At 37.3% G+C, this 17,857-nt stretch carries 17 protein-coding genes and 1 riboswitch; of the genes, 14 read left to right on the top strand and 3 right to left on the bottom strand.

Annotated elements, in window-relative coordinates; all coding sequences use genetic code 11:
- Nucleotides 1–284 precede the first annotated feature (284 nt).
- From ACLTWA_RS05640 to ACLTWA_RS05580, 13 genes are all read left to right on the top strand, one after another.
- Nucleotides 285–1,376 carry a hypothetical protein gene (locus ACLTWA_RS05640; RefSeq protein ID WP_412326602.1) on the top strand — a complete coding sequence of 364 codons (1,092 nt, stop codon included), beginning with the start codon at nt 285–287 and terminating at the stop codon, nt 1,374–1,376.
- Between the two features lie 296 nt (nt 1,377–1,672).
- Nucleotides 1,673–1,748: riboswitch (cyclic di-GMP riboswitch) on the top strand.
- A gap of 68 nt (nt 1,749–1,816) precedes the next feature.
- On the top strand, nt 1,817–2,035 hold the full coding sequence (locus tag ACLTWA_RS05635) for a DNA-binding protein (RefSeq protein WP_412326601.1): 219 nt from the start codon (nt 1,817–1,819) through the stop codon (nt 2,033–2,035).
- A gap of 59 nt (nt 2,036–2,094) precedes the next feature.
- Nucleotides 2,095–3,042 (top strand): helix-turn-helix transcriptional regulator, encoded by a 948-nt coding sequence (locus ACLTWA_RS05630; RefSeq protein ID WP_412326600.1) that lies wholly within the window; start codon nt 2,095–2,097, stop codon nt 3,040–3,042.
- A gap of 11 nt (nt 3,043–3,053) precedes the next feature.
- Nucleotides 3,054–4,376: a dynamin family protein gene (locus ACLTWA_RS05625; RefSeq protein WP_412326599.1), complete on the top strand. Its 1,323-nt coding sequence runs from the start codon at nt 3,054–3,056 to the stop codon at nt 4,374–4,376.
- 5 nt (nt 4,377–4,381) lie between these two features.
- A complete protein-coding gene (locus tag ACLTWA_RS05620; protein ID WP_412326598.1) occupies nt 4,382–6,661 on the top strand; it encodes a dynamin family protein in 2,280 nt (759 codons plus the stop codon).
- Between the two features lie 14 nt (nt 6,662–6,675).
- On the top strand, nt 6,676–7,197 hold the full coding sequence (locus tag ACLTWA_RS05615) for a hypothetical protein (RefSeq protein ID WP_412326597.1): 522 nt from the start codon (nt 6,676–6,678) through the stop codon (nt 7,195–7,197).
- A gap of 9 nt (nt 7,198–7,206) precedes the next feature.
- Nucleotides 7,207–7,707, top strand: a complete 501-nt coding sequence (locus tag ACLTWA_RS05610) for a hypothetical protein (protein WP_412326596.1) — start codon at nt 7,207–7,209, stop codon at nt 7,705–7,707.
- Nucleotides 7,708–7,710: 3 nt separating this feature from the next.
- Nucleotides 7,711–10,965 carry a helicase HerA domain-containing protein gene (locus ACLTWA_RS05605; protein ID WP_412326595.1) on the top strand — a complete coding sequence of 1,085 codons (3,255 nt, stop codon included), beginning with the start codon at nt 7,711–7,713 and terminating at the stop codon, nt 10,963–10,965.
- The gene (locus tag ACLTWA_RS05600) at nt 10,965–11,495 is read left to right on the top strand and encodes an HNH endonuclease (protein WP_412326594.1); all 531 of its coding nucleotides are present in this window, start codon (nt 10,965–10,967) and stop codon (nt 11,493–11,495) included. Before ACLTWA_RS05605 ends, ACLTWA_RS05600 begins: the two co-directional genes overlap by 1 nt.
- Nucleotides 11,496–11,506: 11 nt before the next feature.
- Nucleotides 11,507–11,905, top strand: coding sequence for an SMI1/KNR4 family protein (locus ACLTWA_RS05595; protein WP_412326593.1), 399 nt, complete (start codon nt 11,507–11,509; stop codon nt 11,903–11,905).
- A 390-nt stretch (nt 11,906–12,295) separates the two neighbouring features.
- Nucleotides 12,296–12,562, top strand: a complete 267-nt coding sequence (locus ACLTWA_RS05590; protein ID WP_412326592.1) for a DUF6462 family protein — start codon at nt 12,296–12,298, stop codon at nt 12,560–12,562.
- Between the two features lie 91 nt (nt 12,563–12,653).
- Nucleotides 12,654–12,839, top strand: coding sequence for a hypothetical protein (locus ACLTWA_RS05585; RefSeq protein ID WP_412326591.1), 186 nt, complete (start codon nt 12,654–12,656; stop codon nt 12,837–12,839).
- 38 nt (nt 12,840–12,877) lie between these two features.
- Nucleotides 12,878–13,030 (top strand): integrase DNA-binding domain-containing protein, encoded by a 153-nt coding sequence (locus ACLTWA_RS05580; protein WP_412326590.1) that lies wholly within the window; start codon nt 12,878–12,880, stop codon nt 13,028–13,030.
- A 148-nt stretch (nt 13,031–13,178) separates the two neighbouring features.
- On the opposite strand, the gene ACLTWA_RS05575 is transcribed toward ACLTWA_RS05580, so the two are convergent.
- The 3 genes from ACLTWA_RS05575 to ACLTWA_RS05565 all read right to left on the bottom strand — a co-directional run bounded on the left by ACLTWA_RS05575 (nt 13,179) and on the right by ACLTWA_RS05565 (nt 15,810).
- Nucleotides 13,179–13,982, bottom strand: coding sequence for an ExeA family protein (locus ACLTWA_RS05575; protein WP_412326589.1), 804 nt, complete (start codon nt 13,980–13,982; stop codon nt 13,179–13,181).
- On the bottom strand, nt 13,982–15,226 hold the full coding sequence (locus tag ACLTWA_RS05570) for a DDE-type integrase/transposase/recombinase (RefSeq protein WP_412326588.1): 1,245 nt from the start codon (nt 15,224–15,226) through the stop codon (nt 13,982–13,984). The genes ACLTWA_RS05575 and ACLTWA_RS05570 overlap by 1 nt, the downstream gene beginning before the upstream one ends.
- 62 nt (nt 15,227–15,288) lie before the next feature.
- Nucleotides 15,289–15,810 carry a DUF6431 domain-containing protein gene (locus tag ACLTWA_RS05565; protein WP_412327188.1) on the bottom strand — a complete coding sequence of 174 codons (522 nt, stop codon included), beginning with the start codon at nt 15,808–15,810 and terminating at the stop codon, nt 15,289–15,291.
- 294 nt (nt 15,811–16,104) lie between these two features.
- Between ACLTWA_RS05565 and ACLTWA_RS05560 the strand changes: the two genes are divergently transcribed.
- A complete protein-coding gene (locus ACLTWA_RS05560; RefSeq protein WP_412326587.1) occupies nt 16,105–17,169 on the top strand; it encodes a tyrosine-type recombinase/integrase in 1,065 nt (354 codons plus the stop codon).
- Nucleotides 17,170–17,857: the final 688 nt, after the last annotated feature.

Here is a 17,857-nt window from a genome sequence, read left to right as displayed (position 1 = left end):
TTGGAGACAGATATTATATCTAAGCAGCTGCAAACACACAATTGAATTAGTGCTCATCACGATACACGGGCATGACCCAACAGAGGCGTGAAAAACAATACCAGTGAAGAACTGGGCGTTTTTCTCGTCTTATTTTTTTGCAACAATATAATACAGAAATTGAAGGCTTTTCTTCCTGGTATGCAACCGGGAGGGAGGCCTTTTCTTTTATGCCAATTTAATACCCAGAGGATGTGTGCGCTTCCTCCCAAGACAAATTTACAAGTCGCAGGAGGAAAAGAATTATGCGTACAACATTCTCTTTTAACAGTAACATTGAAACATTATCTGATTATATGACTAGGGTTATTGCAATCCTTAGAGCAATCAGAGATAACGTACCAGCAGCAGATGGTATTGATTACAGCGTGGAGCTTACAGATGCAGAGAAGTTAGAACTTCATCAGAGGGTGCTTACAATGGCGATTGATGAGATGGAAAAGACAGCAGGAAAACATTGTTTATTTAAACACGATTTTGGTCAGGATAGAGAGGACTTTATCAGTAACTTCAAGATTGTTATTGCTGGTAATCTGCTGAGCTTTAATGATTCTGATCACTTAGAAGATGGAGAGAAGCAGTATCAGTTCACAACATTTTTGAAACATTTATCATCTGAGGCAGTAGTTCTTACTTATGCTGGAATTCATGGCATAACCAAGGACGTGGAGAAAAAATTCAACCTTATTCTTAGCACAAGAAGAAAACTAGCTAAAACAAAGCAGATTGATATTTACGAAGTGACACCAGAGATGATTCATGAGGTAAGAGAAGAGATTTCAGTAAGAGATATCAAGGCGGTTATGGATTATCTGGATGGCAGAATGTCAGTTGATCAGTTAATGGACGAGGATGGACTCGAAGGTGATGCTTTTGAAGACAAAAACAACGAAGAACCTGATCTTAGAAATGAGATTATGGACATCAACGTGGAAAGGTTGTTTGATACTTTTCTTGGCAAGCTAACTGACGTGGAGAAATTTTTTGCTCTGATTGAAGTTGGTTGCTCAGAGAAATATGAAACGATGACTGTATCTCAATTCTCTGTAGATAGCTTGTTTCTTAATATGATTGCAGCAGATGAAAAGTATGCGAAGAATATTCAGGTAGGGGATGTTGTAATCAAGAGACCTAATCGTCATTCTTATACAGACAGAGATGTTGCACTGAAAGATGTTAAGTATGTAGCTGGTAATGTGGTCAGATATCAGAGAGAACAGTCAAGAAGTAGATGGTCTAAGCTGGCGGCTGTGCTTTCAGAAGAGGATATTACTGGGAATAAGAGTGTGGAACATTTTCAGGGAAAATGGAATGAATTAGTGGAAAAATACAATTAGTTGTTTGAATTTATGATTTATTTATGATGCCGTTTGGTAAGATGCCAGACGGCATTTTGCCGTTGAAAGGTCTTGGAAATAATAAAATATTAGTTGCATGTGATGACAGAAAATATCCATCTAGAAGGGATTGGATGTGGCTTTTGTAAACAGGTTTCGTCCGGTATAGTCTTTTATGAGTGTTTGTTTAAAATGCATATTATATCGCGCAATTGGAGTTGAAAAAAGGCAAAATGCACAATTACACATTGACAAAATTCGGTTGAGAGAATATAATTGTTTTATACGTGAATTACATACTAATTAGGCAAAGCAATTGAAAGATTGTGACGCAAAACTATAGGGTCTTTAAAATGATAGCCAGTTGCACGTTTATAGCATTGTTAGCTTAATTTTGTGTTAAGCAACAGTGCGTTTTTTATTTTAGTGAGGTATATAAAATGATAAACGGATATTTTGAAGTAAATGAAATAGCTGAAAAGTGGAATGTTACGACACGTAGAGTGCAAATTATGTGTGCTGAGGGACTAATTCCAGGAGCAGTAAAGTTTGGTAGATCGTGGGCGATTCCAGAGGACGCAGAAAGACCTACAGATGGAAGGGTAACCACCGGCGAATATAAAAATTGGAGAAAAACCACTCAAAATAATTCAGAGTGACAGTTTCTGTCATACTAATTTGATAGACTGTGTTTATCACATAGAACAGGAGTGAAGCCATGGATAATGGAAAGGTTGATAGAACACTAGGAATTTATACAAAACTTTTAGGTGGTTATTCAGTGAATAAAGCTGAAGAAGCACAACAGTATGGCGTGAATGAAAGAACTATTCAAAGAGATATAGATGATATCCGTAACTTTTTAGAAACTGATATGACAAATACTGGAATAGTTAATTCTGTTGTATATGATAGGATAGAAAAAGGATATAGGCTTGAACAAATATATCAACTTAAACTATCAAACAGCGAAATTCTTGCTATTTGTAAAATATTGTTGGACAGCAGAGCATTCAAGAAAGAAGAGATGGTGTCTGTACTAGATAAGCTTATCTCCTGTTGTGTTCCAGAAAAAAATCAGAAATTGGTTAAGGACTTGATAGCGAATGAAGAATTTCACTATGTTGAGCCAAGACATCAGTCAGATTTTCTAGATAGAATGTGGGATATAGGACAGGCTATTAGGAATTGCATGTTTATTGAGATTGATTATGAGAGAACGAAGGACAAAAAAGTAGTACATCGAAAAGTTAAGCCAGTAGCTATTATGTTTTCAGAATATTATTTTTATCTCACGGCATTCATTGATGATGCAGAAGTAAAGAAAGATTTTGATGTAATTAATGATTCGTTTCCGACCATTTATAGAGTTGATAGAATAAAAGAGATAAATAAATGTGAAGAACATTTTCACATACCATACAGTAGTAGATTTGAAGAGGGAGAATTTAGAAAAAGAATTCAATTTATGATTGGGGGCAAAATAGAGAAAATTAAATTTTGGTATTTAGGTAATGATATTGATGCAATTTTAGATAGACTCCCTACTGCTAAAATACTAAGTGTTGAGGAAAAAGGTTATCTGGTAGAAGCAGAGGTTTTTGGAAAAGGAATAGACATGTGGATAAGAAGTCAAGGAAATTTAGTTGAATTGATTGACAGCTGAGGAGGAAGTAGATGCAAACAGAAATACTTAGGGCAGCACAGTATGTTCTCAAACATCCTGTGCTTGCTGAAAATGAAGATTATAAAAAAAGATACATCAATACGTTGGAATATTTTGTGAGGAAGTATTCGGGGAATGATTTGTATGCAAAGAGTATGTTGGAATTGTATAAGAATAAAATGCTAGAAAATCCCGAAAAATATGATTATAAGGATGAAGAGTTAAAGAAAATATCGAAGGGCATACTATCGTGGAAAATGAAAAAATTCAAGTTTTTCTCATACAGATATTGCTTATTGGTAGATGTTATATTTATATGCTCTTACTTGAATCTTGAAAAATCCGAAAAAATATATGCTGAAATATTGGAAATCTATAGCAAGCGTTATTGGAAAAAACTTGAAGAGTTGTTTTCCTATGTTGTAGGCAAGACATCAGAGTGTGAGACGCTTGATCAGACGGATTATATAAAAGAGTGTATTACTAGGAATAGGAGATTTATTGAAAGTAAAGAAAAGAGAATTTTGATTACGGCTAATATGAGTGCCGGTAAATCAACATTACTTAATTCTTTAATTGGAAAAAAAGTCAATAAGACACAAAATGATGCATGTACAGCAAAAACGCATTATCTATTTAATAAAGCTTTTGAAGATACATTATCCTATGAATATGATTATGAACTAGAACTTGATGCAAGTTATGAAGTCCTTATGGAAGATAATGATGGTAATCAATCTAATGAAATTTATGTTGGCACAAGATTTCGTTCTATTGCTGATACAGGAGTGGCAGTATGCTTTATTGATACACCAGGGGTGAATTCTTCGCAAGATAAAGTTCATCAAGAGATAAGTGAGCAAGCAATTTCTAATTCCACATATGACACATTAATGTATGTAATGAATAGTGAAAATATTGGAACTGATGATGATAGAAGACACTTAGAATATGTTTCTGAAAATTATAAAGGAAGAATCATCTTTGTTGTTAATAAGTTAGATAGATTTAGAAAAGAAGATTCTGTTGTAGATACGCTCGAACAAGTTAAGAAAGATTTAATTGATATTGGTTTTGTTGATCCTTTTGTTTGTCCAGTTTCAGCATATGCTGGGTACTTGGCTAAGATGAGTCTTTATGGCGAATTACTTAATGATGATGAACAGGATGAACTTGAAGGGTTTTATCGTAAGTTAAGTAGGGAAAAGTATCAATTTAATAACTATTATCCAGAGGGTTGCAAAGATATAGCAATCTCAGAAGATAAAAACGAACAATTACTTTTGCATTCTGGAGTGTTGTCATTAGAAAAAATACTATATGAAGAGAGGTAAGGGAAATGAGAGAAATTTTTATTAAATACAATCCGTATAAACTTGTAACAGAAATCAAAATTGATGGTGAGCCATTAAAAAAGAACAGTAAACTTAATTTTGAAGATAGACGATTACAGGAATGGGTAGAAACATTACCAGACTTATTATTTGAAGAATGTAGTACAAGAGATTTCAAAATAATATTTCATGGAACAATCCCAGATTATGAGGATATGGTTGGCATGGTCGAGGATGCTGAAAAAAGAGATATTCATATTGAACTTGAACATATTCCGGCTAAAGAGGTAAAAGATAAAGAAGATGCAATACAGGAAGTTTTTGATGAGATTCAAAATGGACCATTTGACGAATTGAGACAACCCGATGTTATAAAGGCTTTTAATCTTGCAAAGAGCAGTGATTTTGAAGTTAATGTTGTTGCTACAATGAGCGCTGGAAAATCTACATTGATAAATTCATTGTTACAGCAAAGACTAATGCCGGCAAAGCAGGAGGCTTGTACTGCAACAATTACAGAAATAAAGGATAATGATGCAGAGCACTTTATGGCAAAAGTATATGATAAAGACGGACACTTAATCCAGACTCATCCTGAATTAACATATGCTATAATGGATCAGCTTAATTCAAATCCAGACGTTTCTAAAATACATGCAGAGGGAAATATACCGTTTGTAACCGCAGATGATGTAGCACTTGTTTTAGTAGATACTCCGGGTCCAAACAATTCAAGAGATCCTGAGCATAAAGCAGCTACATATAGAATGCTTTCGGAATCATCAAAAACTGTTGTGCTTTATATTATGAATGCAACCCAGTTGGCTGTTAATGACGATTTTAATTTATTAAGCCATGTAGCAGATAGTATGAAAGTGGGTGGTAAACAGTCAAGAGATAGATTCATCTTCGTAGTGAATAAATTAGATGATTTTAAGAAAGGTGAAGATAGTGTAGAAAGCGCTATAACAAAAGTTCGAGATTATTTGAAAGATAATGGAATTGAAAATCCGAACATTTATCCGGCTTCTGCGTTAACAGCATTGAATATTAGAACAATTCTTTCTGAATGTGACTCTATTGCAGCAGATGATGATGATGAGGAAGATGTTGATGAGGCAAAGGCAAAGGCTAGAAAATTCACCAAAAACGAGGAAATGTTCTTTGAAAAAAGAGCACCATTAACACCATCTGCTCGTGGACAAGTAGAAAATATGCTTGCTGAAGCTATAGCCAATGGAGATAAAAAACAACAAGCATTGATTCATTCCGGGATTATTTCTATTGAGGCTGCTATAAAGATGTATGTTCAAAAATATGCAAAGACTGCTAAAATTAAGAATATTGTAGATACATTTATTAAGAAATTGGAAAGTGCTCATTCTTTTGAAACTACTAAGCAAGAAATCGCTACAAATCAAGATAAACAGCAAGAAATCCTAGAAGAAATAGAAATTATAAAGAAAAAACTTGCTAGTGGAGAAGATGCTAAGAAATTTAAAGGTCAAATTGAGAAAATAAATTATGATAAAGAAATTCGCAAATTGGCTGATAGTGTAATGGAAGGAGCGCAAGCAAAAATAACACAACAGTTAACATCAACTGATGTAAAACTTTCAAAAAGAGATGCGGAGAGCATATGTCAGGTTTTTGCAAAATTTGCTGAAGGATTGCAAGCTGAAGTTCAAGTAAAACTTGAAAATTTAATATCTAATCATATACAAAAAAATGCAGAAGATTTGTTAGGTGAATACAAGAAAAAAATTGCAGAATTAGCTCAAGATATTAAAGTTGGAAATGTTGAATTAAATCCATTTGAAATGATGCAAGGAGACATTATCTCTGATACAAGTTCATTAATAGGTGAAATGACTAGATCAGAAAGAGTTAAGGTTGGAGAAGAATGGGTAGAGAATACAAGCAAGAAATGGTATAAGCCATGGACGTGGTTACAGGAGAAGGGACACTATAAGGATATTTACGAAGATAAAGAATATGTGGACGGTACAGAGTTAGCACAAAGATTTTTTGCTCCAATTCAGGAACTTTTGTATGAAAACAGCGCAAGTGCGGTTGAATATGCGAAAGAACAAACACGCGCAATCAAAAAAGCTTTTGCAAAGAAGTTTGATGAACTTGATGCAGTTTTATCAGAAAAATTAAAGGAACTTGAAGCCTGTGCAAAAGATAATGCAAATATTGAAGCAAGAATTAAAGAGACACAAGATAGATTAGCTTGGCTTGAAAATATTCAAGAAAAAGTAAATAATATTCTTGAAATATAAGGGAGGCAGAAACAATGGCATTAACAAAAGAATTTGTTGAGGCAGTTTCACACGGAAATTTACTGCGTGTCCGTATTATGTTGAAAGACAGCTTACTAGTTGATACTTCATTCAATCAATTTAATGAGATGTTACATTATGCAGAAAGCAGATTGAATGGGTTATGGATAAGCAATGAAGAAGATGACGAAGTGTTCTCCCAATCAACAGAAGATTTAAATAATATTTTGGTTGGATTGGTAAACAGTTTTAGTAAAAGAAGGATAAATCATTTAATGGGACTAATCCATAAAATGTATCCACCAAAACCTGCTGGCATCAAAAATGATAAGGAATACAGAGAACAGGCTGTGGTGATAAAAAGAACCAGAGATGTTGTTATGGAAATGAATGCAATATTTTCTGATAAAAAGAAAATTAATGAGACTTGTTCAAAAATAGTATCGAAAAATCAAATGGATACGAGTGAAATTAGAACAATAAGAGAAAGTGCAATGAGCATAATTAAGCATTGCGATAATATTAGCGGAAAGTAGGTGTTTTGAATGGCAATAACTAATGAGTTTAGAGAGGCTGTTGAGTCAGGAAAGAAAGTTCGTGTTCGAATTATGTTGAAAGACATGATGCTTGTGGATCCAACTATGAGGCAGTTTGATGAGATGCTAGATTTTGCTATAGGTAAAATCCCAGATTTGTATGATGAGCACGATGAGGAAGAATTGAAGTTTAACTCATCAGAGTGGAATGAAGCTTATTTAAACAGTCAGATGGTGGCGGTTGTAAGTAATTTTTCTAAGGAACGTGTGGATCTATTGAGAAATATGGTCAAATATCTGTATAGAAATAAAGCAGAGCATATTAGAAGTAATGAAACATATAAACCAAATTCATCAATATCAAGAAAGCAAATAGGAATTGGTGTTACTGCAGTTGGTGCGGCTGCAGCAGTAGCTGGTATATGTGTGCATCAAGGAGCGCTTATTGCTGGAGGAGTAGTTGTCGCAGCTGTTGGAGTAGGTATTATTCTTACGGATAAGGAGGCATAATGTATGGGCGAAATTGAAGAGTATAAAGAAGAAGTAGCCAATATACAAGGTGACCTTGGAAAAATAAGGTATGGTAGCATAACTTCCGGTTATCAAGCTGCATTACAAGTTGTAGATGATGTAGTTCTCAAAAATTATATTGGAACATTATCTTCGATGCCTGTTGTTCCGCTATCTGGAGAAATATTAGAAAAAAATATCAGAGACAATGTTAGATTTTTCAAGATAACAGAGATGGTATATGAGCAAGAAGAATTTGCAACTTATAAATTTGCCAGTGTTTTTAATTCTTTGGCTACTACAGAAAGTGCAGTTTTTGTAATAATCGACAGCAATGGAACAAAAACAGATTTTTACATGGGAATAAGGTCACTTGATTCTGATAGAACAACAAGTTCTTTAAAAGATACAGTAGAAAATGCAATGAAGGGACAATTCCCGGGTATCAAAATACAAGACGATTATACTGTTGAAGAAATACAAGAAAAACTTGTTAATTTAAAGCATAATAGTATTTCAGCAGTATCATGTGTTGCCAACAGTCGTGCGACAAATATTGATAAAAACCAAAGTTTCGTTCAGGGACTTGAAAAACTTGTTCTTTCAATGCAAGGAAAAAAATATACAGGAATTATTATTGCTAATGGAACAACACCTTCACAACTTAAAGAGCTGAGAAGAGGTTATGAAAATGTATATACACAAATGTCTGCATTTGCAAGTACGCAAGTAAATTATACAAGTAATAAATCTGTTAATTTTTCTTTTGCAGAAACTGATAGTACAAATAAATCAACAACGAACACAACAACTAATACGGAAACAGATGGTACAACTACATCTTCTGGTACTAATTATACGCATGGAACATCAAAAGAAAGTGTAGCCGGAAAGACTATAAAAGGAGTTGCTAGTGCTGCGTCTATTTTAGGAGCTGCATTGGCTCCTGTAACTGGTGGTGCAAGCCTTGTGGTTGGAGGTGTTGTGTCTGGAGCAGCAGGTATGCTTGGATCAGCTGTTTCAAAGACGGTTAGTGATTCAGAAACAGTAAACGAATCGATATCAAGAAATCTCGCAAAGTCAACAGGAGTGAGCGAAGGTATTACTGAAGGAATGAGCCATGGAAATACAAAGACAGAGGGATACTCAAATGGTATGACTGAAGGAATGACCCTTACTTTGCATGATAAAGCTGTTGAGGGAACGCTTCAACGAATTGATAAACAACTTAAACGAATTGATGAGTTTGAGAGCCTTGGAATGTATGAGTGTGCGGCATACTTCCTTTCAGATGACCAATATGCAGCGGAAGTAGCAGCTTCTACATATAAGGCTCTTATGCGAGGTGAAAATTCAGGCGTTGAAATTGCAGCTATTAATTCATGGGGAAATGCAGAAAAAGAAACAACAGAATTGATTAGCCAATATGTTACTAATTTAATACATCCTGTCTTTAAGTATGAAGGTCCAGTTGGAAATATTGAAGTAACACCTTGTTCTTTAGTAAGTGGTAGTGAATTAGCTATTCATATGGGCTTGCCTAGAAGGTCTGTTTGTGGGCTTCCTGTTATTGAACATGCGGATTTTGGAAAAGAAGTTGTTACTTATGATACAGAGAATAAAGGCTCTTCTATTAAGCTTGGTAAGGTTTTTAATATGGGAAGTGAATGTCCTAATGACGTTCGTCTTGATATCAAGAGTCTTTCAATGCATGCATTCGTAACCGGATCAACAGGTTCTGGTAAAAGTAACACAGTATACGAACTGATAAGACAGTTGGATAATGCGGGAGTGAATTTTATGGTTGTAGAACCCGCAAAAGGCGAATACAAGAATGTATTTGGATTATCCTCAAGTGTGAGAGTTTTTGGAACAAATCCTGCATATTCAGAATTGCTTAGAATTAATCCTTTTAAGTTTCCGAAGGGAGTTCATGTTCTAGAGCATGCAGATAGAATTGTAGAAATCTTTAATGTTTGTTGGCCAATGTATGCTGCTATGCCTGCGGTCTTAAAAGATGCTGTATTGCAAGCATACAAAAAGAGTGGTTGGGATTTGATTGAGTCAACAAATTTGTATTCAGAAATGCTGTTCCCAACATTTCAAGATTTATTAGATGAGTTGGTGGATGTAATTAACAAATCTGCTTATTCAGAGGAAGTAAAAAGCAATTATATGGGTTCTCTTGTGACGAGAGTAAAATCACTTACAAATGGACTTAATGGATTAATTTTTTCGGCACAGGAAATTGACAACGAAATATTGTTCGATAAAAAAGTTATTGTTGATTTAAGCAGAATTGGTTCATTAGAAACAAAGGCGTTGATTATGGGTGTTCTTATTATGCGATTGAGCGAGTACAGAATGTCCAATAGTGTTAGCATGAATGTTCCATTGAAGCATGTAACTATTCTGGAAGAGGCTCACAATATCTTGAAACGAACTTCGACAGAACAAAACTCGGAGGGCGCAAACATGACGGGTAAATCTGTTGAGATGATATCAAATGCTATAGCAGAGATGCGTACGTATGGTGAGGGATTCTTGATTGTCGATCAGTCACCTAGTGCTGTAGATGTTTCTGCTATCAGAAATACAAATACCAAGATAATTATGAGACTTCCTGATGAGCAAGATAGAAGAATGGCAGGTAAATCGGCAGGATTAAAAGACGAGCAACTTGATGAAATTGCTAAACTTCCAAAAGGAGTTGCTGTTGTATATCAGAATAATTGGGTTGAACCTGTTTTATGTAAAATTCAAAAATATCGTGGTGAAGAAGGTGTGTATTCATACGACAGTGGAATGTCTAGACAAAGTACTAGTTATGCAATGAAACTATCGTCTAAAGTCGATATCTTAAAAGCTTTATTAGATAAGGCAAAAGGTGAAAAACTAGATATGAATATATCTGAACTGTCTAAAATAATTCTTGGTGCTGATTTGAAGACAGAAACTAAAAAATTGGCACTATCAATTATTAATGGAAGAATAAATCATTCATTGGAAAGCGTAAGTAGACCTATATTTGATATTGTTTGCGATGATGAAATGATTGAAGAATTGGGAGATACTACTTCTATAGAGGAATGGGAAGAAAAATTTGTATCACAAGCAGATTCCTATTTGGACTTGCTTCCAGAAGAATATAAAAATGAAGTTATTGAATGTGTTGTGCGTGAACAGGCAAAGTTGACAGATGAACCAGAGAAATACATTGATATATGGAAAGAGTTCAAGAAAGGAGATGTTTGCTAATGGGATTAGAATCTTTTGTGAGTAACTTGGAAAAAACAGCAGAAAATGCGAGAGCAAACCAAGCCGCAAACTTTGAAAAAGCCTTTCAGAATAGTAACAATGAGGGGGTAAAACCCCGTCATATTCCTACAATTAATGAGGGGCATGCGGGAGAAAAAGTAAATGGTGTTACGTTTGCAAGAAGAGTGTTCACGCTAAATGGCGAAAAGGTAGAGGGTGTTTTTCCAGTGTTTAAATCGGAATTTAACTGTAAACTACCTGAAAATATGTATAAGGCTTCTGATAATGACCAGATGAAGTATTGCACAAAGAAACTAGCGGAACGAATAGAAAGAGACCCTGAATTTGCAAAGAAATTTAATTCAAGACAATTAGAGCAAATTAAAAATGGAGAACCTAGAATTAGTGGTTTGACTTGGCACCATAGCGAAATACCAGGTAAAATGCAATTAGTTAATGCGTACGACCATAGTGCTGCTCGCCATACTGGAGGTAGAAGTATTTGGGGCGGCGGAAGTGATAGCAGATAGGAGGCAGAAAGATGAGCATAGAATGGAAATATAAAATCGATTTAGTTGATGGTGCAATTGCAAATGTATCAAATAAGTATGGGGTGAAAATTCCAGAAGACTTAGTAAAGTTACTTGAAAAGGCAAATGGAGCTACACCTTCAAAGACAAAATTTATGGTGAAGGTTGATGAGAAGTTGTTAGGTGCAATCTTATCATTTAATCCAGAAGAACGAGAAGCAGATAGTTTTGACACTGCAATGATGATGAATTTTGATAAAAATATATTGCCATTTGGAATAGATCCATTTGGAAATTATATATGTTATAATGTTAATAGTGGTCATATTGTGTTTTTTGATCATGAAGAAAATGCAACAATTGACATTGCTGAAAACTTGAAAGACTTTATAAATATGCTGTATGAATAGTATGTCATAGAACTGGGTGGGGATTGGGCGATTTGTTCAGTTCCCATTTTGGTGCGTGATGATAGTGAGTAATTTGCCGATTTGTTCTCGTGTACGAGCATAGGGCAAAAATGTCTTTGATATGTTCCTACGCACGAGGAAAAGGCAAAAATGGTAGTGGATATGTTTATTGTTACAAATAGGGCATAAATCTAGGATGCGTTGTTATCTATACCTTTATCTCAAGCGACATAGATATTGGTGGAATAAATATAATCATTGTTGATATTGTTGCTCTGATTTAAAATTAAAGAAAAAATTATCGTTTTTTCTGTAATCACGATTTTCAGGCTCCAAGTACATATTAGAAGGTCAAATAGAACCTTACTAATATGGAAAGGAGCTTTTTGTATGGCAGAACAGAAGAAGCAGAATCTTGCAGATCCTAAGATACGAAAGAGATTTGTTACTTATAAAGAAGCAGCTGATCTTTACAGTATCGGACTTACAAAAGTTCAGGAATATGCAAAGATAGCAGGAGCAACATACAAGATGGGAAATAAGGTGCTTGTAAATACAGATATATTTGAAGCGTATTTGGAGCAGTATAGAATACCAGGAGAGTTTGAGGTTATGGCAAAGAAGTTTATTCCGGATCTTGCTGGTATGTATAGATAATTATTTTTATTAAATGTTAAACAATTGTTGAACATTTAAAGAGAATGATGTATACTATATGTAAGATGATGATTCGGAGGTGAAAGTTCTTATGGCAAATCCAAATGGTAGACCACAGGTCGATAATCCAAAGCAAAGTGTTCTTGGAGTCCGTGTGACCGCGGAGGACCATGAGAAGATTAAGCAATATGCCAGTGACCATCATCAAACCATATCGCAAGTTGTGCTTGATGGTTTAGATTTACTCTACAGTAAAGAAGAAACTAAAGCACAGTAGAGAACTTCTTTCCTTTCCTATATAAAAGGAGAGAAAAGATGGCAAAAGCAAAAGTGAAACAAAGGAAGGACGACAAAGGAAGAGTTCTTCAAAAGGGCGAAAGCCAAAGAAAGCTGGACGGGATGTACATTTATACATATGTTGATCCCTATGGCAAGCGTTGTTACGCATACTGTTATCCAGCAAATTAAAGGTTGCTTTATCCGGCACTTTATTTTCAGCCATTTAGCTGTATCAAAAGGTTATCCAGCCACTTTAAACGAAGCTGTTTAAGCAGTTTATTTTAAGAAAGGATTTTCTCCCGCAAATTAATTGAGGAAGAAAATCCCGAGATTGTGTTTATCCCAGCTCACAGTCATTGACGGCCTGCATAGCGATATCGGAGGAAATCTGCTCAGCTTTGCAGCTGCCGCCAATCAGCAGGCTGGCATTGCATAGCTTGTTGATTATACGGGGAATCCCGTCAGCTGCGTTGAGGATTGCTTCCAGTGCGTTGTCATCAAAAACAGTCTGCCTGCACCCTGCTCCATAGAGCTTTTCAGAGACATACTGCCGCCCTTCTTCCTTAGTCAGGCCTTCCATGTTGTAATTCATTACAATACGTTGCCGGAAAGGCTCATGGATGCTCAGACGGAGTGTGGAATTAAGCTGCGGAAGTCCGGCCAGGAGGATGACAGCCCTGTCACGGGAGTCCATTTCAAAGTTGAACAGGAGCTTCAAATCGTTGAGGACAGCATTGCTGATATAGTTGGCTTCATCAATGATGATGACAGGTATCCTGCGTTTTTCCACCGAAAGCCGGGTGACCTCTTCCTGGATCATCCGGAAGTTGTCAGGCTTACGGAAAGCGGGCTGTGCGCCAAGTTCAAAGGCCAGGTTCCGGTAAAAGTCCTGTACCGTCAGCGTGGAGAGGCTGGAGTAGATGACCTTGTAAAGGGATGGGTTAAGGCTGCAGGCCCAGGAACGGATGGCGGTTGTCTTACCTCTGCCTGGGGAACCAGTAATGAGTCCGAATCCCCTGGTTTTTGAAAGGTAATCCAGGCGGAAGATCACTTCGTTGTATTCATGAGTCTTTATGATAAGCTCCCTGGAATTCTTGAGAAAAGGGTTGAATTCCATGCCATAACGGGTGTAGTAGTCCATTATTCATCACCTCTGCATAAATGTATTTTTTCGCGTTTGACAAAAGCGTTTTCCTGCTTATTTAAAAGCCGGATGGGAGTAAGGGAAGCGTCAGCCTCCACGATAAAGATTTCTTTCAGATCCGGAGAATACCGAAGGCAGATGCGCTGCTTTGCAAAGCGGCAGTCCACTTCATATTCCACGTGATCAATGACGATGACACAGTCGGCAGAGACACGGCGTTCAATTTCCAGAAGAAAATCGGTATCCAGTTTATCTTCCGAAAGGCGGCGCATCCGTTCTGGTTCAGAAAAATATCTGTCCTGTGGGGATTTTCCGCCAAGGGAAGCATGAGGGGAGCGATTATAAAGCTGGACATAGGCCATGAGGCTGCCTCTTAGCTCCTCGAGGGAATGGAAATCACGGAGGTCAAGAGCTGCCATCCACTGGTCTTTCATGGTGCGGAACCAGCGCTCAATCTTGGCTTTCTGGGTAGGAGTATAAGGCTGGTTATAGTGGAGGGCAGAACCAATCCTGGCGGCAAGGAGCTCCATCTGCCGGTTCTTGTAGGAACTGCCGTTGTCAAAGTTGAACAGCTGCGGGCGTCCGTATTTGGCGACTGCGGACTTCATGACAGACATGAGGTTAACGAAGTTATCGTTGAAAAAGAGGTCGATGCCTACAATGAAACGGCTGGCATCATCAATGAGGGCGATGATGAAGATCTTGTGTTTCTGCCCGTCAGCAGTACGCAGATATGGCCCCACGCTGGAATCCCCGCACCAGACCTCATTGATGTGGGGACGTTCATAACGGCGCATATCCTGATTGCTGGTAGTCTTCATTTCGGCAGCCAGGAGTTTCATGTAGCGTGTAACTGTGGATTCTGAAATCTCACCATTAGCAATGCTGCCATTATCCTTAAGCTGGCGGAAGATGGCAGCCGCAGATATCCGCGGATAATTCGCTTTTAAGTAACGGATCTGTTCCTGAAGAGCATCATCCAGTTTTCTGGGTTTACCCAGATCGGAACGTCCGGAAGGGAGGAGCCCGTCAAAGCCGGATTCCTTGTAACTGTAATACCATTTTTCAATGGTGCCGGGTGCGTAGTGCTTAACGGAGCCGTCCGGTGCGGTGACGCCCTTGATAGAGGCATCACGAAAAAAGGCATCCCTGGAGGAATAATCTTCCTGAAGGCCGGTAATGAGAGGGGCAATGGCTGAATATCGCATCAGAGCAACAGCCTGCATTTTTTCCTGTTCCATAAGTGGAACCTCCTTTACTTTTTTATCAGTATAGGAGACACTGACTGAAATGTCCCGTAAGGTTATGTGGTTTTTAGAAAAAGAAGATTTGGAGTGCATTTAATCTGCAGAAACTGTCTTTGAAAAGCATCAAAGCATCGGCAGACCAGCAGAGGAAGGGGCGTGATGGGGATGGACTCGGAAAGAAGCCGCTGCCGCCAGTACCGCCGGTAACGGCGCAGGATGCAGGAAACGTTGTTTTCATCAATGGAAGGAGTCCTTGCCATAACCGCAGCGGCAGATGTTCCGAATTCAACAGAGGAGATGATTTCAACCTGATCCGGCAGGGAAATCTGGGAGTAAGGGACAAGGGAGGAAGGGATAAGGGAATGAGTCCGTCCGCAGACGGAGCATCTGACCCGGCAGATGCAGAGACGCAGGATTCCGTTTTCATACTTAAGCCCTCTGGTATAATAGCCATGTATTTTCAGGCAGCCGGAATGCCCGCAAGTGCAGGGAAGCTGGTGAAACTGGATGCCCGCGATGAGGTTATCATAAAAATCCTGGGATATGGGATTGTAAAAATCAGTGGATAAGGTTATCATAAGCATGTATGCAGTTCATCCAATGCGTGAGAGTGCAGGAAGACTGTATGTGTGTTTATGGCAGGAAACCAAACTTTGGTCGGGGCGGTTCCTGCCATAGCTGTTTTCTGGTATCAGGGGTATAATACCACAGGGAAGCGGGATAAAACAATCTGCTGTGAAATACATCAGATAGCTTTATACTGTTTCCCATTTTTATTTGACTGAAAGATTCAAAATCAGAGGTGGAGAATTTGCTTGTTTACAGCATACTCCAAAGACCTGTTCACACTAAGAGAGAAAGAACAAGACTTAATGCGTGCACAGATGGATGGATTGGATTATTATGTTGGTGGCAAAGCGACGATTAATATGGTATTCGATAGATACATGAGTACCAAATATAATCTGAGAGCAACTACAAGATCCAATTACATTTATATGTACGACAGATTTGTTCGAGAGGAATTCGGTAATAAGCTTCTAACGGATGTGAAGTATACAGATATTAAGTTGTTTTATTATCATCTGATTAATGAAAAGGATATCGCTATCAATACACTTGATACGATTCATACCGTGTTGCATCCGATATTTGACATGGCAGTTCGAGATGACATTATCAGAAAAAATCCTAGCGATGGTGTGATGGCTGAGATTAAGAGAAACAGTGGTAAGAACAAAGGAATCAGACATGCTCTTGCAGTAGAACAGCAGAAAGCATTTATTGATGCAGTGAAGTATTTTCCTGAATATGTTCATTGGTATCCATTGTTTGCAACACTTCTTGGTACAGGAATGAGAATTGGAGAGTGCACCGGGTTGACCTGGAAGGACGTGGATTTTAAGCATCGATGTATTAGCGTAAATCATGCAGCTACTTATTACACCAGAAACGGTGTGGCAGGATTTGGTATATCACAGCCAAAGACGGAAGCGGGTATCAGACAGATACCGATGATGGACACAGTATATGATGCACTGTTAAATGAATATGAGAGACAGAAAGAAGAAGGGTTCTGCACATATGAACTTGATGGCTTTACGGGATTTGTTTTTTCGAACAAGCTTGATGGGTTGCATAATCCGCATTGTGTGAATCTGGCAATCAAGAGAATTTACGAAGCACATAATGCTAAGGAAATTATTGATGCAAAGAGAGAACATAGAGAACCTGTTATCATTCCTCATTTTTCATGCCACGTATTAAGACATACATTCTGCTCAAGACTTTGTGAGAGCGATATGAATGTGAAAGTGATCCAGGAGATTATGGGACATAAAAATGTAGAAACAACATTAGACATTTACACAGAAGTTAATTTTAACAAGAAGCAGGAATCCTTAGAAGAGTTGGCTAAGAAAATCGACTTCTTCTAGGCACAATTACAAATAGTTTGGGAAGGAAAGTTCTCAACTATAGTGATTAGAGCTACTACAACAAAATACCCCAAGGTACAACGCGTACTGCAACAAAACAGTACTTTTATATGAAGTAATATGGGGTGATATGAAGTAGGTAGGAAATCCTGAAACCCCTTATATAAAGCGATTTGAAGAGTTGTGAAGAGGTACTATCCAGTATTCCCGACCATGAAAAGTCTGGAGAAATAAAAGCCTCTCCCTATCTTGCGTTGGCTGAATCTTGTGTGTGTTGGATCTCCTTGAAGCCGGGATTTGGCAACAGATGGGCTAGAGCCTTTGTATGATATAAAAAAATAGAAATGATAAATGATATTTAAACAATTGTAAAAGTCCTCTATCAGTTATGGGAACATAAGTGATAGGGGGCTTATTTTAGTGTCTTAAATTCCTTTGTAAATATCAACCCAGTCTATCATGAAAATGTCTATATGGATATTCTTATGCATCATAACGGCATTGTAACAGCCTTATTTTATAAAAACTAGCAACTGGCATACAGCTATTTTATAGCAGCCATTAGCATCCAATAACTAAAAGAAACGGTTAAGAATAATTGGAGAAGTAATAAGGGGTTATTGAGAGAAAGATTATGAATTTTAACGAATTTTCCAAGGAAAGAAAGGATAATAATACAGCGGATAGG

The organism is Lacrimispora sp. (genome assembly GCF_046972725.1).
Classification (GTDB): Bacteria; Bacillota; Clostridia; order Lachnospirales; family Lachnospiraceae; genus Lacrimispora.
The sequence above is the reverse complement of the archived record's forward strand: the minus strand, read 5'-3'. Positions and strand labels throughout refer to the sequence as shown.